General features: G+C 68.9%; 17 protein-coding genes. 1 reads left to right on the top strand and 16 read right to left on the bottom strand.

Going from position 1 to position 16106, the window contains the following annotated elements; genetic code table 11:
* Nucleotides 1–21: 21 nt before the first annotated feature.
* The 3 genes from V5D55_RS11595 to groES all read right to left on the bottom strand — a co-directional run bounded on the left by V5D55_RS11595 (nucleotide 22) and on the right by groES (nucleotide 2800).
* Nucleotides 22–1278: an ABC transporter substrate-binding protein gene (locus V5D55_RS11595; RefSeq protein ID WP_435743133.1), complete on the bottom strand. Its 1257-nt coding sequence runs from the start codon at nucleotides 1276–1278 to the stop codon at nucleotides 22–24.
* Between the two features lie 144 nt (nucleotides 1279–1422).
* Nucleotides 1423–2358 (bottom strand): EamA family transporter RarD, encoded by a 936-nt coding sequence (gene rarD / locus V5D55_RS11590; protein WP_435743131.1) that lies wholly within the window; start codon nucleotides 2356–2358, stop codon nucleotides 1423–1425.
* A gap of 145 nt (nucleotides 2359–2503) precedes the next feature.
* Nucleotides 2504–2800, bottom strand: a complete 297-nt coding sequence (groES, locus tag V5D55_RS11585) for a co-chaperone GroES (protein ID WP_046012430.1) — start codon at nucleotides 2798–2800, stop codon at nucleotides 2504–2506.
* 153 nt (nucleotides 2801–2953) lie between these two features.
* On the opposite strand from groES, the gene V5D55_RS11580 reads away from it, so the two are divergent.
* Entirely contained in the window at nucleotides 2954–4162 is a 1209-nt protein-coding gene (locus V5D55_RS11580) for a THUMP-like domain-containing protein (protein ID WP_435743129.1), read from the top strand.
* On the opposite strand, the gene V5D55_RS11575 is transcribed toward V5D55_RS11580, so the two are convergent.
* From V5D55_RS11575 to V5D55_RS11515, 13 genes are all read right to left on the bottom strand, one after another.
* Complete coding sequence (locus V5D55_RS11575; RefSeq protein WP_435743127.1) at nucleotides 4159–5157, bottom strand: IS481 family transposase; 999 nt, start codon at nucleotides 5155–5157, stop codon at nucleotides 4159–4161. The two genes, V5D55_RS11580 and V5D55_RS11575, sit on opposite strands and share 4 nt — an antisense overlap.
* A 129-nt stretch (nucleotides 5158–5286) precedes the next feature.
* Nucleotides 5287–6444: a hypothetical protein gene (locus V5D55_RS11570; protein WP_435743125.1), complete on the bottom strand. Its 1158-nt coding sequence runs from the start codon at nucleotides 6442–6444 to the stop codon at nucleotides 5287–5289.
* Complete coding sequence (locus V5D55_RS11565) at nucleotides 6428–7522, bottom strand: hypothetical protein (RefSeq protein WP_435743123.1); 1095 nt, start codon at nucleotides 7520–7522, stop codon at nucleotides 6428–6430. Before V5D55_RS11565 ends, V5D55_RS11570 begins: the two co-directional genes overlap by 17 nt.
* A gap of 4 nt (nucleotides 7523–7526) precedes the next feature.
* Nucleotides 7527–8015, bottom strand: a complete 489-nt coding sequence (locus tag V5D55_RS11560; protein ID WP_435743121.1) for a hypothetical protein — start codon at nucleotides 8013–8015, stop codon at nucleotides 7527–7529.
* Entirely contained in the window at nucleotides 8012–9085 is a 1074-nt protein-coding gene (gene tsaD / locus V5D55_RS11555) for a tRNA (adenosine(37)-N6)-threonylcarbamoyltransferase complex transferase subunit TsaD (protein ID WP_435743119.1), read from the bottom strand. The genes V5D55_RS11560 and tsaD overlap by 4 nt, the downstream gene beginning before the upstream one ends.
* Nucleotides 9082–9570 carry a ribosomal protein S18-alanine N-acetyltransferase gene (rimI, locus tag V5D55_RS11550; protein ID WP_435743117.1) on the bottom strand — a complete coding sequence of 163 codons (489 nt, stop codon included), beginning with the start codon at nucleotides 9568–9570 and terminating at the stop codon, nucleotides 9082–9084. Before rimI ends, tsaD begins: the two co-directional genes overlap by 4 nt.
* Nucleotides 9567–10190 carry a tRNA (adenosine(37)-N6)-threonylcarbamoyltransferase complex dimerization subunit type 1 TsaB gene (tsaB, locus tag V5D55_RS11545; RefSeq protein ID WP_435743115.1) on the bottom strand — a complete coding sequence of 208 codons (624 nt, stop codon included), beginning with the start codon at nucleotides 10188–10190 and terminating at the stop codon, nucleotides 9567–9569. The genes rimI and tsaB overlap by 4 nt, the downstream gene beginning before the upstream one ends.
* Nucleotides 10187–11386 (bottom strand): hypothetical protein, encoded by a 1200-nt coding sequence (locus V5D55_RS11540; RefSeq protein ID WP_435743113.1) that lies wholly within the window; start codon nucleotides 11384–11386, stop codon nucleotides 10187–10189. The genes tsaB and V5D55_RS11540 overlap by 4 nt, the downstream gene beginning before the upstream one ends.
* Nucleotides 11383–12777 (bottom strand): sensor histidine kinase, encoded by a 1395-nt coding sequence (locus V5D55_RS11535; RefSeq protein ID WP_435743111.1) that lies wholly within the window; start codon nucleotides 12775–12777, stop codon nucleotides 11383–11385. Before V5D55_RS11535 ends, V5D55_RS11540 begins: the two co-directional genes overlap by 4 nt.
* A gap of 404 nt (nucleotides 12778–13181) precedes the next feature.
* Entirely contained in the window at nucleotides 13182–13970 is a 789-nt protein-coding gene (locus V5D55_RS11530) for a response regulator transcription factor (protein WP_435743109.1), read from the bottom strand.
* A complete protein-coding gene (gene tsaE, locus V5D55_RS11525) occupies nucleotides 13967–14449 on the bottom strand; it encodes a tRNA (adenosine(37)-N6)-threonylcarbamoyltransferase complex ATPase subunit type 1 TsaE (protein WP_435743107.1) in 483 nt (160 codons plus the stop codon). The genes V5D55_RS11530 and tsaE overlap by 4 nt, the downstream gene beginning before the upstream one ends.
* Complete coding sequence (gene alr / locus V5D55_RS11520) at nucleotides 14446–15552, bottom strand: alanine racemase (protein ID WP_435743105.1); 1107 nt, start codon at nucleotides 15550–15552, stop codon at nucleotides 14446–14448. Before alr ends, tsaE begins: the two co-directional genes overlap by 4 nt.
* A complete protein-coding gene (locus V5D55_RS11515) occupies nucleotides 15549–15908 on the bottom strand; it encodes a holo-ACP synthase (protein ID WP_435743103.1) in 360 nt (119 codons plus the stop codon). The genes alr and V5D55_RS11515 overlap by 4 nt, the downstream gene beginning before the upstream one ends.
* Nucleotides 15909–16106 lie beyond the last annotated feature (198 nt).

Here is a 16106-nt window from a genome sequence, read left to right as displayed (position 1 = left end):
GGCCTTCGTGTGCTGCGTGTCTTACTTGAGGCGGGTCGTGACGTTGTCCGCGTCGAACTCGTAGACGCCGATCGCGGCGCCCTTCGGGTCGTTGTTCTCGTCGAAGGTGATCTCACCCGACAGGCCGTCGTAGTCGGCCTTGCCGCCGCCGTTGATGATCTCGGCGCACTCCTCGAACGTCTTGCACTTCTCGCCCTCGCCGCTGCCGCCGGAGACGGCGCCCATCTGCTCGGCCATGTCGGCGCCCTCGACCGAACCGGCCTGCAGAGCAGACAGCGCGATCAGGATGACGGCGTCGTACGCCTCAGCCGAGTAGGTCACAGCGTCGATGGGGTCGTTGCCCTCGGCGGTCCAGACCTCGTTGAGCTGGTCGAGGAAGTCCTGCGGCAGCTCAGCGCCGGCGCGGGTGCCCTTCGAGCCCTCGAGGCTGACCGAGACGTCGTCGCCCCAGTCCTTCAGGTTGCCGTCGACCAGGTACAGCGAGCCCGTGTCGAGTCCGGCGTTGCCGAGCAGCGGCGCGATGGTCGCGAACTGGTCGTAGGAGACGACCGCGACCGCGTCGGGCTTCGCCGCAGCGATCGACTGCACCTGGGCGTTGAACTGACCGTCGCCCTGGTTGTACGAGACCGCCTCGACGACCTCGCCGTTCGTGCTCTCGAACGTGGCCTTGATGGCCTCGAACAGGCCGGTGCCGTAGGGGTCGTTCTGGTAGATGATGCCGAGGGTCTTGTGACCGTCTTCGGCGATCTGGTTGCCAAGCACCTCGCCCTGGAGGTTGTCGCTCGGCGCCGTGCGGAAGTACAGCGGGTTGATGCCCGTGAAGTCCGGCGACGTGTTCGACGGCGACACGGTGAGGATGCCGGCGCTGGCGTTGCCGTCGAGGATCAGCTTCGTGACGCTGGAGGATGCCGCACCGACCATCGCGGTGATGCCGGCGTTCTGCAGGTTGGTGATCGACGTCTCGTACGCCTTGTTGTCGAGGTCGCCCTCGTCGGCGGTGGTGAGGTCGATCGTCACTCCGGCGTCGGCCTCGTTGATCTGGTTGACCGCGAGCTGGACGCCCGCTTCCATCGGCGCACCCAGGAACGAGAGCGACCCGGTGGCGGGCAGCAGCGAACCGAGCTTGAGCGTCAGGTCGGCGGCAGGCTTGTCTCCGCCTCCCTCGGACGGGTTGGATTCCGGCGTGCCGGCACAGCCGGCGATGACGATGGCGGATGCGCTGAGCAGCGCGATCCCCGCGAAGACCTTCGCTGTGCGCGAACCCTTCAGTACGTTCATGATGCTCCCTTGCGTGACAGAACGTGGATTGTGACCACGGTCGAGTGCTCTAACACTAGAGCGTGATACGCGTGATCAGGGGGCGCCAGTATCTCGGTGCGTTAACGATCCGACACCGAGTTCGACTTCTCCTGATCTCGAGGTTCAGGCCGGGTCGGATCCGGTGGCGCTGCGCCCGCGGCGAGCCGCGAGCAGGAGATCGACGACGAAGACGACGATGGCGACCCATACGATGATGAATCCCGCCCACCGTTCGGCGGGCATCGGCTCGTGCAGGACCGCGACCCCGATGATGAACTGCATCACCGGGGTGACGAACTGCAGCATGCCGATCACCGTGAGGTTCACTCGGCGGGTGCCCGCGGCGAACAGCAGCAGCGGCACGGCCGTCACCACGCCGGCGAGCGCGAGCAGGACCGCGTGGCCCCAGCCGTTGCCGCCCATCGTGATCCCGGCCGGCGTCTGCGCCACGATGACCAGCTGCACGACGGCGATCGGGATCAGCCAGAACGACTCGAGGGTCAGACCGCTGACGGCGTCGACGGCGGGACCGATCTTCTTCTTGATCAGCCCGTAGAGCCCGAACGAGGCGGTCAGCGTCACCGCGATCCACGGGAACTCTCGGTAAGCGATCACGATCACGACGACGGCTGTCGCCGCGATGGCGATGGCAGCCCACTGCAGGCGGCGGATGCGCTCCTTGAGCACGAAGACGCCGAGGAGCACCGTGGTGATCGGGTTGATGAAGTACCCGAGGCTGGTCTCCACGACGCGGTCGGCGAGCGCACCGATGACGAACACCTGCCAGTTGACGTAGATGAGGAGCCCGGCGAGTGCCGTCCAGCCGAGCAGCTGTGGCTGCCGCACGATCACCCGGAGCGCCGCCCAGCCGCGGGTCACCGTGAGCAGGAGGAGACAGAAGACGAGCGACAGCAGCACCCGCCACGCGACGACCTCCCACGGCCCGGTCGGCACGAGGAGCAGGAAGTACAGCGGCAGCACGCCCCAGAGCAGGTAGGCGGCCCCGGCGTATGCGACTCCTGCGGTCTGTGTGGCGCGGGTCGTGGTGTCGGGGGTCACCGCACAACCCTATGCCGCTGCACTGCTCCCCGGCGCCGCCGACGGGCGTCGGGATCGAGCTTGGCAGGAAACCGACGCCGCCTGGCGGAAACGCAGAAGAGGCCCGGATGCCGTGGCATCCGGGCCCCTTCGAGGACTACGCGGTTCAGCGGACGACGACAGCCAGGACGTCGCGAGCCGACAGGACGAGGTACTCGTCTGCACCGAACTTCACCTCGGTGCCGCCGTACTTGCTGTACAGGACACGGTCGCCGACGGCGACATCGATCGGGACGCGGTTGCCGTTGTCATCGATGCGGCCGGGGCCGACGGCGATGACCTCGCCCTCCTGGGGCTTCTCCTTGGCAGTGTCGGGGATGACCAGGCCACTCGCGGTGGTCTGCTCGGCCTCGACCTGCTGGATGACGATGCGGTCCTCGAGCGGCTTGATGGAAACCGACACGGTCTACCTCTTCTTTCTTGACGCTGACACGAAAGACTTGTTCGCACTCTCAACCCGAGAGTGCTAATCCAGTCTATGCGCTCGGCTGGCACTCATGCAATGCGAGTGCCAATGCGCGCGGGTGCGACTCGAAGCGATGATTAGGCTGAGGTCGTGGAGATGTCCGAGCTGCAGGCCCTGCTCACCCCCGAAGGGCTCGAACTGCTCGATGGGGTGGGAACGATCGAGTCGACCGCCGAGGTGGCCCGCGCCGTGTCACGGCTCCGGGCAGCCGGGCACTCCCCCGACCTCGTCTCCGCGGTCGTCGGACAGGCGCGGCTGCGCGCCAAGGCCGCCGCGAAGTTCGGCCCGTTCGGCGCACGGATGCTCTTCACCCGCGCAGGGCTGGAGCAGGCGACGCGGCTGGCCGTCGCGGCGCGGCACGCGCAGCGCATCCGGAGCGCGGGCCTCACACACGTCTCGGATCTCGGTTGCGGCATCGGCGGAGACGCTCTGGCCTTCGCCGGCGCGGGCCTCGCCGTGCTCGCCGTCGACGCCGACGAGGTCACCGCGGCGATCGCCGCCTACAACCTGGCTCCGTTCGGCGACGACGCCGTGGTGCGACACGCGACCGCCGAGGAGGCGCTGGACGGATCCGTTCCGGCGCAGGGCGCGGTGTGGATGGATCCGGCCCGCCGCACCGCCGGGCACAGCGAGACCCGTCGCGTCGCCGCCGACGACTACTCCCCTTCGCTGGACTGGGCCTTCGAGGTCGCCGCGCGCACGCCGACCGGGATCAAGCTCGGACCGGCGCATGACCGCGGCGCGCTTCCGGCCGACGCCGAAGCGCAGTGGGTGAGCGCCGACGGCAGCGTCGTCGAGCTCGTCGTCTGGACCGGCGCGCTCGCCCGCGAGGGCGTCCGGCGCTCAGCGCTCGTGATCCGCGGCGAGCGGTCGCACGAGCTCACCTCGGCAGCCGACGCCCCCGACGCACCGGTGCGCGAGCTGGGAGCATTCCTGCACGAGCCGGATGGTGCCGTGATCCGCGCACGTCTGATCGGAGACGTCGCGCGAAGCCTCGACGCGGGCATGCTCGACGAGCACATCGCGTACCTGACCTCGGATGCCGCCGTGACGAGTCCCTTCGTGCAATCGTTCCGGGTACGCGAGACGATGCCGGCGAACCCCAAGGCGATCAGCGCCGCGCTCAAGGCGAACGGCATCGGGCGACTCGAGATCAAGAAGCGCGGCGTGGACATCGACCCCGCAGCGTTCCGCAAGAAGCTCACGCTGCGCGGCGACGAGGAGGCGACGCTGATCCTCGCGCGCATCGGCGACCAACGGCGGGCGATCCTCGCCGATCGCGTTCCCGCGGCGAACTAGGTGTAGTGCCCAGTCAGGTTGTTTGAGATCCGGCTGATGGGCGGGAGCTTCCCGATGGCTGTGTGGGGCCTGTGGTGATTGTAGAAGTGCAACCAGGCTGGCAGGGCGGCTCGGCGCGCTGATTCCGAGTTGTAGTGCTTCGAGTAGGCCCAGCCATCGGCGAGGGTGCGATGGAACCTTTCGATCTTGCCGTTGGTCTGCGGCCGGTAGGGGCGGGTTCGCTTGTGTCGAATACTGAGCTCAGCGCATGCCGCTCGCCAGGCGTGGGACTTGTAGGCAGGGCCGTTGTCAGAGAGCACCCGCTCAACGGTGACGCCGCGATCGGCGAACCAAGAGGCTGCACGACGCAGGACACCGATCGCGGTCTCGGCCTTCTCATCGTCGTGGATCTCCGCGTAGGCGACCCGGGAGTGATCATCGATGACGGTGTGGATGTAGGCGTGACCGAGCAGCGGGTCGCGCTGTTTACCCCTGCGGCGGTGCTGATCGGTCGCGGCTCGGTTCTTGCCGCCTTGCTGCCGACCAACGAACCGCCAGCCTCCGCCGAGCGGGATGTTGCCCAGCTTCTTCACATCGACATGGATCAGGGAACCGGGACGGTCGTGTTCGTAGCGGCGAGCCGGCTCGCCGGTCTTCACATCGACATGCGAGAGACGATTCAGGCGGCAGCGGACCAGCACCGCGTGGACCGTCGAGGCCTGCATCCCCAGCCGTCCGGCGATCTGGACCGGCCCCAAGCGCTTCTTGATCCGCAAATGCACGATCCGCTTCACGACAGGCTGCGGGGTCTTGTTCGGATGCCGGTGCGGTCTGCTTGACCGGTCTGCCATCCCCGCCTCGCCAAGCTCGACGTAACGCCTCGCCCATTTCGCCGCGGTCGGATACGACACCCGGAAGTACCTCGCAGCTCCCGCCACCGGCCATCCCTCGTCGACGACCTGCCGAGCCAGCCGGAGTCGTTGGCGCGGCGTCAAGGCCGCATTAGCGTGGGACACGAGAACCTCCTCGGTTCAGAGCGGAAGCGGTAGCAGCTCCACTCTGCCTTGGAGGTTCTCGTCACATCAGGGCATCCAGATCAAACAACGTCCCTGGGCACTACAACTAGTTCAGCCCGCAGGGCTCCGTCACCCCTCGGGCTGCCCGGGGGCGGTGACCCTGATCGGATCTCCAGGAGGGCCGCTCACCACGAGCGATTCGCCCGGTACGACGAGACCGTCGAATCCGACAGCGTTCGTGATCGTCAGGAGGGGCGTCTGCCACTGGGTGAACCGCAGGTCGATCTCCGTGACGTTCGTCACGGCACCGGTCGCCGTATCGACGTCGACCGTCGACGTCTCGAGACCTGAGGTCAGTGCGTCGTCGAAATCGACGCACTGGATCGCGTTCGCGGCATCGACGATGAGGCACTTCTGCGCGGACGAGTCGTCGGCGAGGCGGTCGCCGAGCCAGACAGGCTGGTCCTGGAAGTAGCCCACGATCGAGAGTCCGAGGTCGTAGCCGTCGGCGAGGAGCGCTTCCGCGCGGGTGCGTTCTTCGCCCTCGTAACCCTCCAGCAGAGAGCCCGAGCCGCTCTCCCACCGCTCGATGCGGACGATCGGCTCGCCGGCCGTCGTGCGCAGCAGTGTCGCGTACATGTTCTCCGATTCGAACTCTCCGGCACTGTTCGCTCTGCGTGGCATGGGCATCCACACGGACAGACCGGACTCGAGGTCGTCGGATGCCATGCAGTGCTGCTGCGAACGGTCCTCGACGTCGAGGATCAAGCACGACGTCGCCGCATCATCCTTCGTCGCGTACCAGGCGAGGGCGCCATGCTCCTCGGCCAGCACCCGGACGGAGTCGGTATCGAAGCTGCCGTCCGCCACGAGCTGGCTCTGACGCTGCTGCTGCTCCTGCGTCATGACGAGCTCTTCGGGGCGGTCCCGGAAGATCGCCCATCCCGCCCCCGCGCCGATTGCGACGAGGAGGAGAGAGGCCACGGCGATGACGAGCCCGTGCTGTCGGCGCAGACCCTTCGGGGTGTGCGGGACCTCATCGGGCCTCTGTTCATCGGCGGGCGTTTCCGTTCGGGGCTCCGAGTCGACCGGGGCAAGATCGGGCCCGACCGGGTCGGTCGCCGCGTCGTCGGATGAGGACCAGGCCGTCGCGGTGGCAGGTCGCTCGAACCGCATGTCCTCGAGTTCGCGCAGTCGCCGCGCCTCGGCATCCGTCAGTCCGCCATCGCGTCCGTAAGCCTTTAGCTGCAGCGCGCGAAGCTCCTCAGCGTCACTCTCCCCCGGCACCCGACACACCCCCTTGACGCGTGATCACGAGGTACGTCGGACCGACGTTGGGCGACAGCTCGAAGGTCGTCTTCTCGCCGTCCTCGCCGACATGCTCCACGACCAGACTCGCGCCCTGCTCCTGGAGCAGCTGGGTGTCATCGCACGTCATCTCGATCGGATCCGTGGAACCGTCGTAGACCAGGCACTGCCGGCCCGAATCGACCGTCATCGTCGACCAGATCGGCACGCCGCGGTCGTACCCGACCACCCAGATCGACCCCGGGTCCATCCCCTCCTCGACGAGACGTTCCGCGATCCGCGTCTCCTCCTCGCTGGCGTAGGTGATCATGCCCATGTCGCTGTAGTCGAACGTGTTCACGACCACGGCAGGTTCTCCCGATGCCGACAACAGCAGCTGAGCGTTGACCTCTCCCACCGGCTGCTCCGTGTCGCCGTCCTCTGTGACGACCATCGACCCCTGCAACCCCATATCGGCGACGGTCTCCGCCTTCTGACAGGTCGGCGCCGTGGTCTTGCCATCGCTCAGGATGAGACAGGTCTGCGCGCGGTCGTCCTTCGTCGCGGTCCAGACGACCACGCCCTCCTCCACGGCGACCGCGCGAACCGAACCGGCGTCATACCTCCCCGCGACGAGCAGGTCGTTCTGCCACTCCTGCTGCTCGGACGTCAGCGCGACAACGGCATCGGATGACCGACCGAAAAGTGCCCAGCCCGCGCCCACCCCGATCGCCAGCAGGGCGACCACAGCCAGGGCGACGGGCCTCCAGCGCGCACGCAGAAGGGAGCGCAGCGTCCCTCCGACGGCGGGCTCGATCACGTCATCGGTCGCAGGCGACTCCGCGGACGCACTCTCCTGGGTCCCTGAGCCTGTCGAAGGGCCGAGGGCCGGCGCTTCGACAGGCTCAGCGACCCAGGAATCACGAGCCTCAACGACCCGGGAACCGGAAGCCGTCGTCAGTCGTCGCTCGTCCAGCTCGCGCAGCCGCGCCGCCTCGGTCGCCGTCAGACCGCCCTCGCGGCCATACGCGCGCTCGTGCAGGGCCCGCAGCTCGGCGACTTCCTCGGCGCTCAGCATCCGTCTACCCGAGTCTCTCGAACTGCATGCCCGCCCAGACCAGCCAGCCCAGGCTGTACACGGTGGCGCAGAGTCCGAGGACGAGCGCCCAGCGGGCGATCGCCCGGCTTTCGACGGGGCGACGCAGCGACATGATGGCGGCGATCACGGCGACGATCGCGACCGGGATCCCCCAGCCGACGAAGAAGGACGCTCCGAGCGCGACGATTGCAGCGAGCAGCGCCCAGGGCGCCAGGCGCGTGTCGTCGACCGCAGCGGCACCCGTCGTCGGCTCCCACTCGGTCTCGTCCACGGCGTCGATGTCGGGGCCGCTCACGACCACCGGCTCGACACCGACCGGCCCGGTGGGCAGTTTCGTATAGCCGTCACGACGAGCGCCCGGGATCCGAGTCGCTCCGACGGGCCGCTCGACCTCACCGCTCGGCCCCTCGATGCGCGCGGTCGGAACGGGGGACGAGCCGGCGGGCTCGGGGGTTCGCGGCAGGTCGTTCATACCGGCACCGCTTCTGCGACCTGGATCTCCGTCACGGGAAGGGTCGAATCGGCCCCGAACGCGAGAGTCGACGGGGGTCTTCCGGAGGAGATCAACTCTGCCGCGAGAGCCGCGATCATCGCACCGTTGTCGGTGCAGAGCGACAGCGGCGGGATGCGCACCGTCACGCCCGCCTGTGCGGCACGCTCCAGCGCGACCTCGCGGAGACGCCGGTTCGCGATGACGCCGCCGCCGAGCAGCAGTCGCGGCACGCCCAGGTCGGCACACGCGGCGAGCGCCTTGGTCACGAGCACGTCGACCACGGCCTCGCGGAAGCTCGCGGCGACATCTGCCACGGGCAGTTCGTCCGGGCCCCCGTCTGCCTCGAAGCGCTCGACCCAGCGCGCAACAGCCGTCTTCAGGCCCGAGAACGAGAAGTCATAGCGGTGCTTCGCCAGGTCGGAGGCCCGGGAGAGCCCGCGGGGGAAGCGGATCGCCTGCGGGTCGCCGTCGAGCGCCGCCCGGTCGATCTCGGGTCCGCCGGGGTATGGCAGGGAGAGGAGCCGAGCGACCTTGTCGAAGGCCTCCCCCGCCGCATCGTCCATGGTCTCGCCGAGCAGTTCGACGTCGGTCGTGAGGTCGCGCACGTGCAGCAGCGAGGTGTGCCCGCCCGAGACCAGCAGAGCGATCGTCGGGTATTCGAGCGGAGCGGAATCCGGAGTGAGGATGTCGGCGGCGATGTGGCCGACGAGGTGGTTCACGGCGTACAGCGGCTTGCCGAGCGAGACTGCGAGCCCTTTCGCCGCGCCGACGCCGACCATCAGCGCACCGGCGAGACCAGGGCCGCTGGTCACCGCGACCGCATCGAGATCGTCGAGTCGCACACCGGCTTCGGCGAGCGCCGCATCGATGGCGGGCTGCAGGGCCTCGAGATGTGCGCGAGCGGCGACCTCAGGCACCACACCGCCGAAGCGCGCGTGCTCGTCCATGCTGGACGCGATCGTGTTCGAGAGCAGCGTGCGTCCGCGCACGATGCCGATGCCGGTCTCGTCGCAACTCGTCTCGATGCCGAGCACCAGGGGCTCACTCATGCGTTCGCCTCCTCCGGCTCATCGGCGGGCAGCGGGTGTCGGCGCAGATCCCGCCGCATCACGATCGCGTCCACGTCGTCCGGCTGATAGTAGCGAGGCCGCCTGGCGATCTCCTCGAAGTCCTCGGCGAGGTACAGCCCCTCCGCGGTCGGGTTGTCGGCCCTGACCTCGAGGAAGACCTCCCGTGCACCGCGTTCGACCGCCGCCGCGAGCAGTGCGCGCAGCAGCGCCCGGCCGCGCCCTGCGCCGCGGTGTGCGGCATCGAGGGCGATGGTCTGGATGTCGGCATCCGCGCTTCCCTGCAGCGCGCGCACGCCGCCGTAGCCGATCACGACGCCATCGACCTCGTCGACCAGGTAGCGTCCGTGCGGACTGGCGAGCTCGCTCGCCATAGCCTCCGAACTCCACGCGTCCGTGGGGAAGGAACGATTCTCGATGCCCATGATCGCCCCGAGATCGTCGGGGGTGGCGAGACGGATCGTCATGATCCGACCTTCTTCGGCGCTCCCGGCATCGTGACATCCGGGTGACGCATGTAGAGCGGCTCGTGGCCCGCGAGCGTGCGGCCGGCAGCCTGGGCGCGCGCGCCCACCCGCGCGAGATCCGTGGCGGAGAGGGAGGCGACATCGATGCGTCGGATGCCGTCGAGATGGGCATCCGCGTCGACCGCGCGGACCAGGACGGTGTCGGCCGCGACATGCGGGATGCCATCGTCGTCGATCCCGTCGAACACCGTGATCGCGACCTCACGCCGCCGGGCATCGGTGACGATGGCGAACGGCCCGTTCTCCCCCTCGGTCTCCAGCGCCGTGAGCGCCGCCGCGAGATGGCTCGGCACGGCAACGACGGGGATGCCTCGGCCGAGAGCGAACGTGCGGGCCGCCGCGATACCGATGCGCAGTCCGGTGAACGGTCCTGGCCCCATGCCCGCGACGACCTGAGTGATGTCGTCGGGGCCGGCTTCATCGAGCACCCGGACCAGCAGATCGCCGATCACCTCGGCGTGCCCGAGCGGGTCGGTCGTCATCGCTTCACCGCGGCGCGCCCCGTCGACATCGATGAGGGCGACAGACGTGCCCAGGGAAGTATCGACGGCGAGGATCACCTCTCCAGGGTAGTCGGGCCCACCGGGGATGTGCTCGACGCGGCGGCAAGCTCTGTGACAGGCGCATCGCGCGTGGTCGCGCGGTCCCAGCGGTCGCCGCCGTCCGCACGCGCACGCACCGCGGCCTCCGCTGCGGCGGCGACGAGCGTGTCGTAGTCATAGCCGAGTACCGCGACCGTCGCCCACCCGATGCTGGCCGATGACCGGATGCCGTCGACCGGGGCATCGCGCTGAATGACCGAGATCCGGTTCAGGATCTCGCGGATGTGGAACTGCACCGCCTCTTCGCTGCCGCGGATGATGACGACCGCCCGGCTGTCGTCGATGCGCACGGCGTCCGCCGAAGCGGGAAGCGCCTCTTCGACGTCGGCGTGGAACCGGTCGACGATGAGGGCGAATGTAGATCCCGTCGATGCCTCGCGCAGATCGGCCGGGTCGTCGAGGCGCACATCGAGGATCGACCAGATCTGCTCGTTCTGTGCGTGTGCCTTCTCCAGACGGCGTCGAGCGCGCTGTGTGGCGCCCTCGACGTCGCTCAGCGCCGAGGCCTCCGCCCTCACCATCAGCACGAGAGTGAAAGCCGCGCAGGTGCTGACCACGAGAGTGCCCACCGCGTTCATGCCGCGGAGGGCGCTCAGCTGGGCGCCTGTGCTCTCACCCCCGCTCAGCAGGGCGAACACGGCGCTGGCCACCGCGACGACGACGAAGGCGCAGGAGGCGAGAGCGAGCGGGAGCACGACGTCCAGGGCGGTCGGCCGGCGACGGAGCAGCTCGTAGGCCACCAACGCCGCGAAGAAGGCACTTCCGAGGAAGATCGCATGGAACGCCGGCAGATACCAGGGCGTTCCCGCGGTCGCGACGAGCAACCCCGGCGCCACGGGCAGGAACACGACGACCGGCCACCACACGACGCGCCGACCGAGGCGCATGCGCAGGCCGAGCCACACCAGGGGCTCGAAGCAGAGGAGGAGTCCCGAGGCGGCCCCGCGCAGCACGGGTTCGTCGGTCTGATTGCCGGCAAGCCAGAGGTACGCCCCGAGCACTCCCAGAGCGAACGCCGCGCCCCAGACGACGGTCGCTCGGCTGGGGCGTGCCAGAGTCCCCAGACTGAGGACCAGCGTGGCGAGCACCGTCACGACGGCCACCATGCTCGTCGTGATGTCGACCTGAACGGGCACGACCGCGAGTGTGTTCACACCAGGACCTCCTTCACACGCCGCTGCGGGAAGCGCAGGGTGACGATGGTGCCGACGCCCATGGTGCTGGCCACGTCGATGCTGCCTTCGTGCGCCTCGACGATGTCACGGGCGATGCCCATGCCGAGTCCGGTACCCGCCACACCGGCGAGCACGGCCCGGTCGGTGCGGAAGTACGGCTCGAACAGTCGGGGCAGCTCGTCGGCCGCGATGCCCGTGCCGGTGTCGCGGATGGAGAGCTCCGCCTGTCCATCCGACGCCGAGCCGAGGTCCACGATGATCCGGCCACCGGCAGGTGTGTACTTGACGGCGTTGCTGAGCAGATTGTCGAGCACCTGGCGCAGCCGGAAGGCGTCGCCGTAGATCACGAGACTCTCCGCACCGCTGACCTCGAGCTCCTTGCGGCTGCCCGAGATGAGGGGCGCGAAGGATGCCGCGGACGCCTCGACGACCTGGCGCAGGTCGACGGGCTCGAAGGGCTCATCCGGCACGTGCCTGGTCGACTCCAGCGTCGACGCCACGAGGTCCTCCATCCGCTCGCCGGCGTTCGCGATCACCTCGAGCTGCGCCGTGACGCGGGAAGGGAGGTCGTCCCGCTCCAGCAGCAGGTCGACGTGGCCGATGATGGCCGTGAGCGGATTGCGCAGCTCATGCGACACGATCGCGGCGAGCGTACGACGCTCCTCGGCGGAGTCCAGCACCGCGGTGACGTCGTCGATCACGACCAGGGCGATGTGCTCCCCCTCGCTCGCCATCGTCTGCGTGCTCACCTGCAGCGCTCTCCATTGTCCGTCGCTGTCGAACAGCCAGACGCGCTCGTCGTCCAGCGTCTCCCCGCCCACGGCTCTCGACAGCGTCGTGCGGTCGGGCGGCACCGCGGAGCCTCGCCGCCGGTCGTACTCGACTGCCGCCGACGGCAGCGCCGCACCGAAGCGATCGCGACCGTACAGCGCGCGATAGGCATCGTTCATCTGCAGGATCCGGCCGTCGCCGTCGACGACGACGAGAGCGACTCCCAGAGCGTCGATGATCTGCGTCACCCGCTGCTGGTTCGTCTGGGCGCGCTCAGCGGCCCGGTTCACCTGATCGGACCGGCGTTCGAGGAGTCTCCTCGCCGCGCGCGAGCGCTGGGCGCCGATGCGCACCGTCACCCCGAGGAAGCTCAGGGTGATGATCACGGTCAGAACACGCAGCAGCACATCGGCCGGCTCCCCGCTCCGCTCCGCGAAGAGCACCAGGCAACCGCTGATGAATACGACGCCGCCGAGCACCCACGGCAGGGCGAAATACGTCGCCAGCCACGTGACCGGGAACACCCAGAGCAGGCCGAGCCGGAGATCGGGGGCAGTGGTGGTGAGGCCGACCGAGAGCGCGTCGAGGAGCGGAACCACGACGACGGCGTTCCGCGGGAGCCGGCCCAGGGCACGGCGAGCGTCAGCAATGTCGTGAGCACCACCACGGCGAGCCCCGTGACGAAGAGCGGAATCGCGAGCGTCTGCGGCTTGAAGGCTGCGACCATCACGACGATCGCCACGATGCTGCCCGTGAACACCAGCTGCCATCGCCAGATCGACACCGTGCGGATCATCGATGCCGCCCTCCGGTGGATCCTCAGCTTTGTCGCAAGATTACTCAAAGATCGGGTCTCTCCGCTCTTCAGGAGTGTTCGGCCCCCTAACATTCTGAGTGGGGGCCGACTCTGCGACTGGGGATTCGCAGGCGCTGGGGCCGCGCGAGTGGGGATTCGCAGGCGCTGAGGCCGCGGCTGGGGAGCCGCGGCCTCGACAGCAGCACGTCAGAGAGACGGGTCCTCCGGGGTGAGCCGGTAGCCCACTCCGCGCACGGTCTCGATGTATCGGGGGTCCGCGGCACTGTCGCCGAGTTTGCGGCGGAGGTTCGCGATATGGGTCTCTATCGCCCGCTTGTCCGGTTCGCTGACATGCCCGAGTTCTCCGGGCGCGACACCGCGAAGCCCCAGCGCCAGCTCCGTCTTGCTGCACACCCGCCGCTTCGATGCCAGGAGGGTCGAGAGCAGCTCGAACTCCGTCGGCGTCAGGTCGACCCTGCGCTGCGCGACCAGCACCACCCGTGTGTCGAGGTCCAGACTGAGATCGAAATGCACTCGTCCGCGCCACGTCGACACCGTCGCCGCCGACGAGGCGTCGGCCGCTCGCGCGGTCTGTGGCGCCCCGGGCTCTTCCAGACGCGGACGCCGCAGCAGCGCCTCGATCCGCGCGCGCAGCTCGCGTGGCCGGAAGGGCTTGACGAGGTACTCGTCCGCACCCGATGTCAGCCCGAGGACGACATCGGACTCCTCGGCGAGGGCGGAGAGCATGATGATGAACGTCGAGCTGATCCGGCGGATCCGCCGAGCCACCTCGAAGCCGTCGATGCCGGGGAGGTTGATGTCGAGTGTGGTGATCACGGGACCGTGCGCCTCGATCGCGGCGAGGCCTTCTTCGCCGGATCCGGCGAGGAAGGTCCGGAAGCCGGCCGCCGTGAACACCTCGTCGAGGAGCGATCGCACACCCGCGTCGTCCTCGATGATCACGGCGACGAGCGATCCGGCAGTCCGTTCGCTCACGACGCGGTCTCGCGGGTGATCGTCACGATTCGCGGGGCATCGGCGTCGAGCTCCGACGCGTCGACGTCCTCGCCGCCGATCGGACGCTCGATCTCGATGTCCCACCACGTGTCCGCGAGCTCTTCGGCCAGGCCGCGACCCCACTCGACGACGACTGCCGACCGCGCGAGATCCAGGTCGAGGTCGTCGAGCTCATCGCCGGAGCCGAGCCGATACGCGTCGACGTGCACGAGCGGTGCTCGTCCCACCAGCGACGGATGGGTGCGGGCGATCACGAAGGTCGGACTCTGCACGGGGCCGCGCACTCCGAGCCCTTCGGCGAGCCCTCGGGTGAACGTCGTCTTCCCCGCGCCGAGTGGGCCGGTGAGGATGAGCAGGTCGCCGGCCGCGAGCTGCTCCCCGATGCGGAGACCGAGCTGCTCCATCGCGTCGGAGGTCTCGATCTCTCGGCGCCCGAGGAAGGCGGGATCGATGCTCATGATGCCCGCCGCGGCACTCGAGGACCGATGCGGGTGACGATCTCGTAGTTGATCGTGCCCGCGGCATCCGCCCACTCCGCAGCCGAGGGGACGCCGAGCGTGGGATCGCCGAAGAGCACGACCTCGTCGCCGATCGAGACCGGCGTGTCGCCGACGTCGACCACGAACTGATCCATCGCGACCCGGCCCACGTTCAGGAAGCGGCGGCCCGCGATGGACACGGGAAGCTTTCCGGAGGCGCTGCGCGGCACACCGTCGGCGTATCCGAGCGGAACGAGCACCAGGGTGGTGTCACGGTCCGTGCGGTGGTCGTAGCCGTAAGACACGCCCGTCCCGGCCGGCACGCGACGCACGGCGGCGATCGCCCCACGCAGCGTCATCGCCGGGCGCAGGCCCAGCTCGGCGGAGGAGCGGTCGTCGAACGGCGACAGTCCGTAGAGTCCGATGCCGACGCGCACCGCATCGAGCCGCATCTCCGTCCGGTCGATCGCGGCGGCCGTGGCCGCGATATGACGGATCTCGGGCCGGATGCCGAAGGATGCCGCGGCGGCGACCCCCTCCTCGAACTTCGCGTGTGCGGCGCGATCGTCGTCGACCGAGGTGTTCGAGAGGTGGCTGAAGAGCCCGACGACGCGGAGTCGCCCGATGCGCTCGAGCCGCGCGGCTTCGGCGAGCACGCGCCCCCAGTCGGCCGGGGCGATGCCGTTCCGCGACAGCCCGGTCTCGAACTTCAGATGCACGCCCACCGGACGGTCGACCGAGGCCGCACCCGCGGCAGCCTCGAGCTGGTCGAACGACGAGATGCCGACCTCGATCTGCTGCGCAGCCGCCTGCTCGAAGCGCTCGCCCGGCGCATGCAACCAGGCCATGATCGGCGCGTGCACTCCCTGCCTGCGCAGCTCCAGTGCCTCGGGGATCTCGGCCACGCCGATCCGGGTCGCACCGGCGGAGAGTGCCGCCACCGCGGTCGCGGCGGCGCCATGGCCGTAGGCGTTCGCCTTCAGGACGGCGATGACCTCGACCCCGGTGAGACGACGGAAGTGCCGCACGTTGTCGGCGATCGCGTCGAGATCGATGACCGCTTCGCGGAAGGGGACGGTCACAGAGGCGCTCCTTCGGCGACGACGAACGCGGCGGCGAGACCCGCATCGTGGGTGAGGGTGAGGTGCAGAGTGAGGATGCCGCGCGCCTCGACGACCGCGGCGGTGGAACCGGACAGCACGAAATGCGGACGGCCGGAGGCCTCCGACGCGACCTCGATCTCGATCCAGTGCACGTCGTCCGAGCCGCCGAGCGCCTTGATCAGGGCCTCTTTCGCCGCGTACCTCGCCGCGAGCGACGGGAGCCGGAGCGTGCGTTCGGCGGGCGCGAAGAGTCTCTCGAGGAGGCGAGGGGTCTTCGAGATCGTCCGCTCGAACCGCGGGATGTCCACGAGGTCGATGCCGGTCCCGATGATCATCCGCTCAGCCTACCGAGACTGCTCGCTCTCTGAGCGGTTCGTGTGCGCTGAACGAGCGTTTGGGACCGTCGGCACAGAACACACCTGCAGGCTGAATCGGCCCGATCCGACCTGCATCCGTGATGTGAACCTGCAGATGGTCGTAGCTGTTCTCTGCACATCGATCACGCGGGAGAAATCCATCCACAATGGCTGTTC

Origin of the sequence: Microbacterium sp. PMB16, from assembly GCF_051294855.1 — a bacterium.
Classification (GTDB): domain Bacteria; phylum Actinomycetota; class Actinomycetes; order Actinomycetales; family Microbacteriaceae; genus Microbacterium.
This window is presented reverse-complemented; position numbering and strand designations above follow the sequence as displayed.

What these genes read in the sequence shown, in the direction of transcription:
- V5D55_RS11565 (WP_435743123.1), bottom strand. Translation starts at nt 7,522, where the DNA reads ATGCTGAGCGCCGAGGAAGTCGCCGAGCTGCGGGCCCTGCACGAGCGC.
- V5D55_RS11515 (WP_435743103.1), bottom strand. Translation starts at nt 15,908, where the DNA reads ATGATCATCGGGACCGGCATCGACCTCGTGGACATCCCGCGGTTCGAG.
- tsaE (WP_435743107.1), bottom strand. Translation starts at nt 14,449, where the DNA reads ATGAGCATCGATCCCGCCTTCCTCGGGCGCCGAGAGATCGAGACCTCC.
- V5D55_RS11595 (WP_435743133.1), bottom strand. Translation starts at nt 1,278, where the DNA reads ATGAACGTACTGAAGGGTTCGCGCACAGCGAAGGTCTTCGCGGGGATC.
- rimI (WP_435743117.1), bottom strand. Translation starts at nt 9,570, where the DNA reads ATGACGATCCGTCTCGCCACCCCCGACGATCTCGGGGCGATCATGGGC.
- tsaD (WP_435743119.1), bottom strand. Translation starts at nt 9,085, where the DNA reads ATGAGTGAGCCCCTGGTGCTCGGCATCGAGACGAGTTGCGACGAGACC.
- V5D55_RS11560 (WP_435743121.1), bottom strand. Translation starts at nt 8,015, where the DNA reads ATGAACGACCTGCCGCGAACCCCCGAGCCCGCCGGCTCGTCCCCCGTT.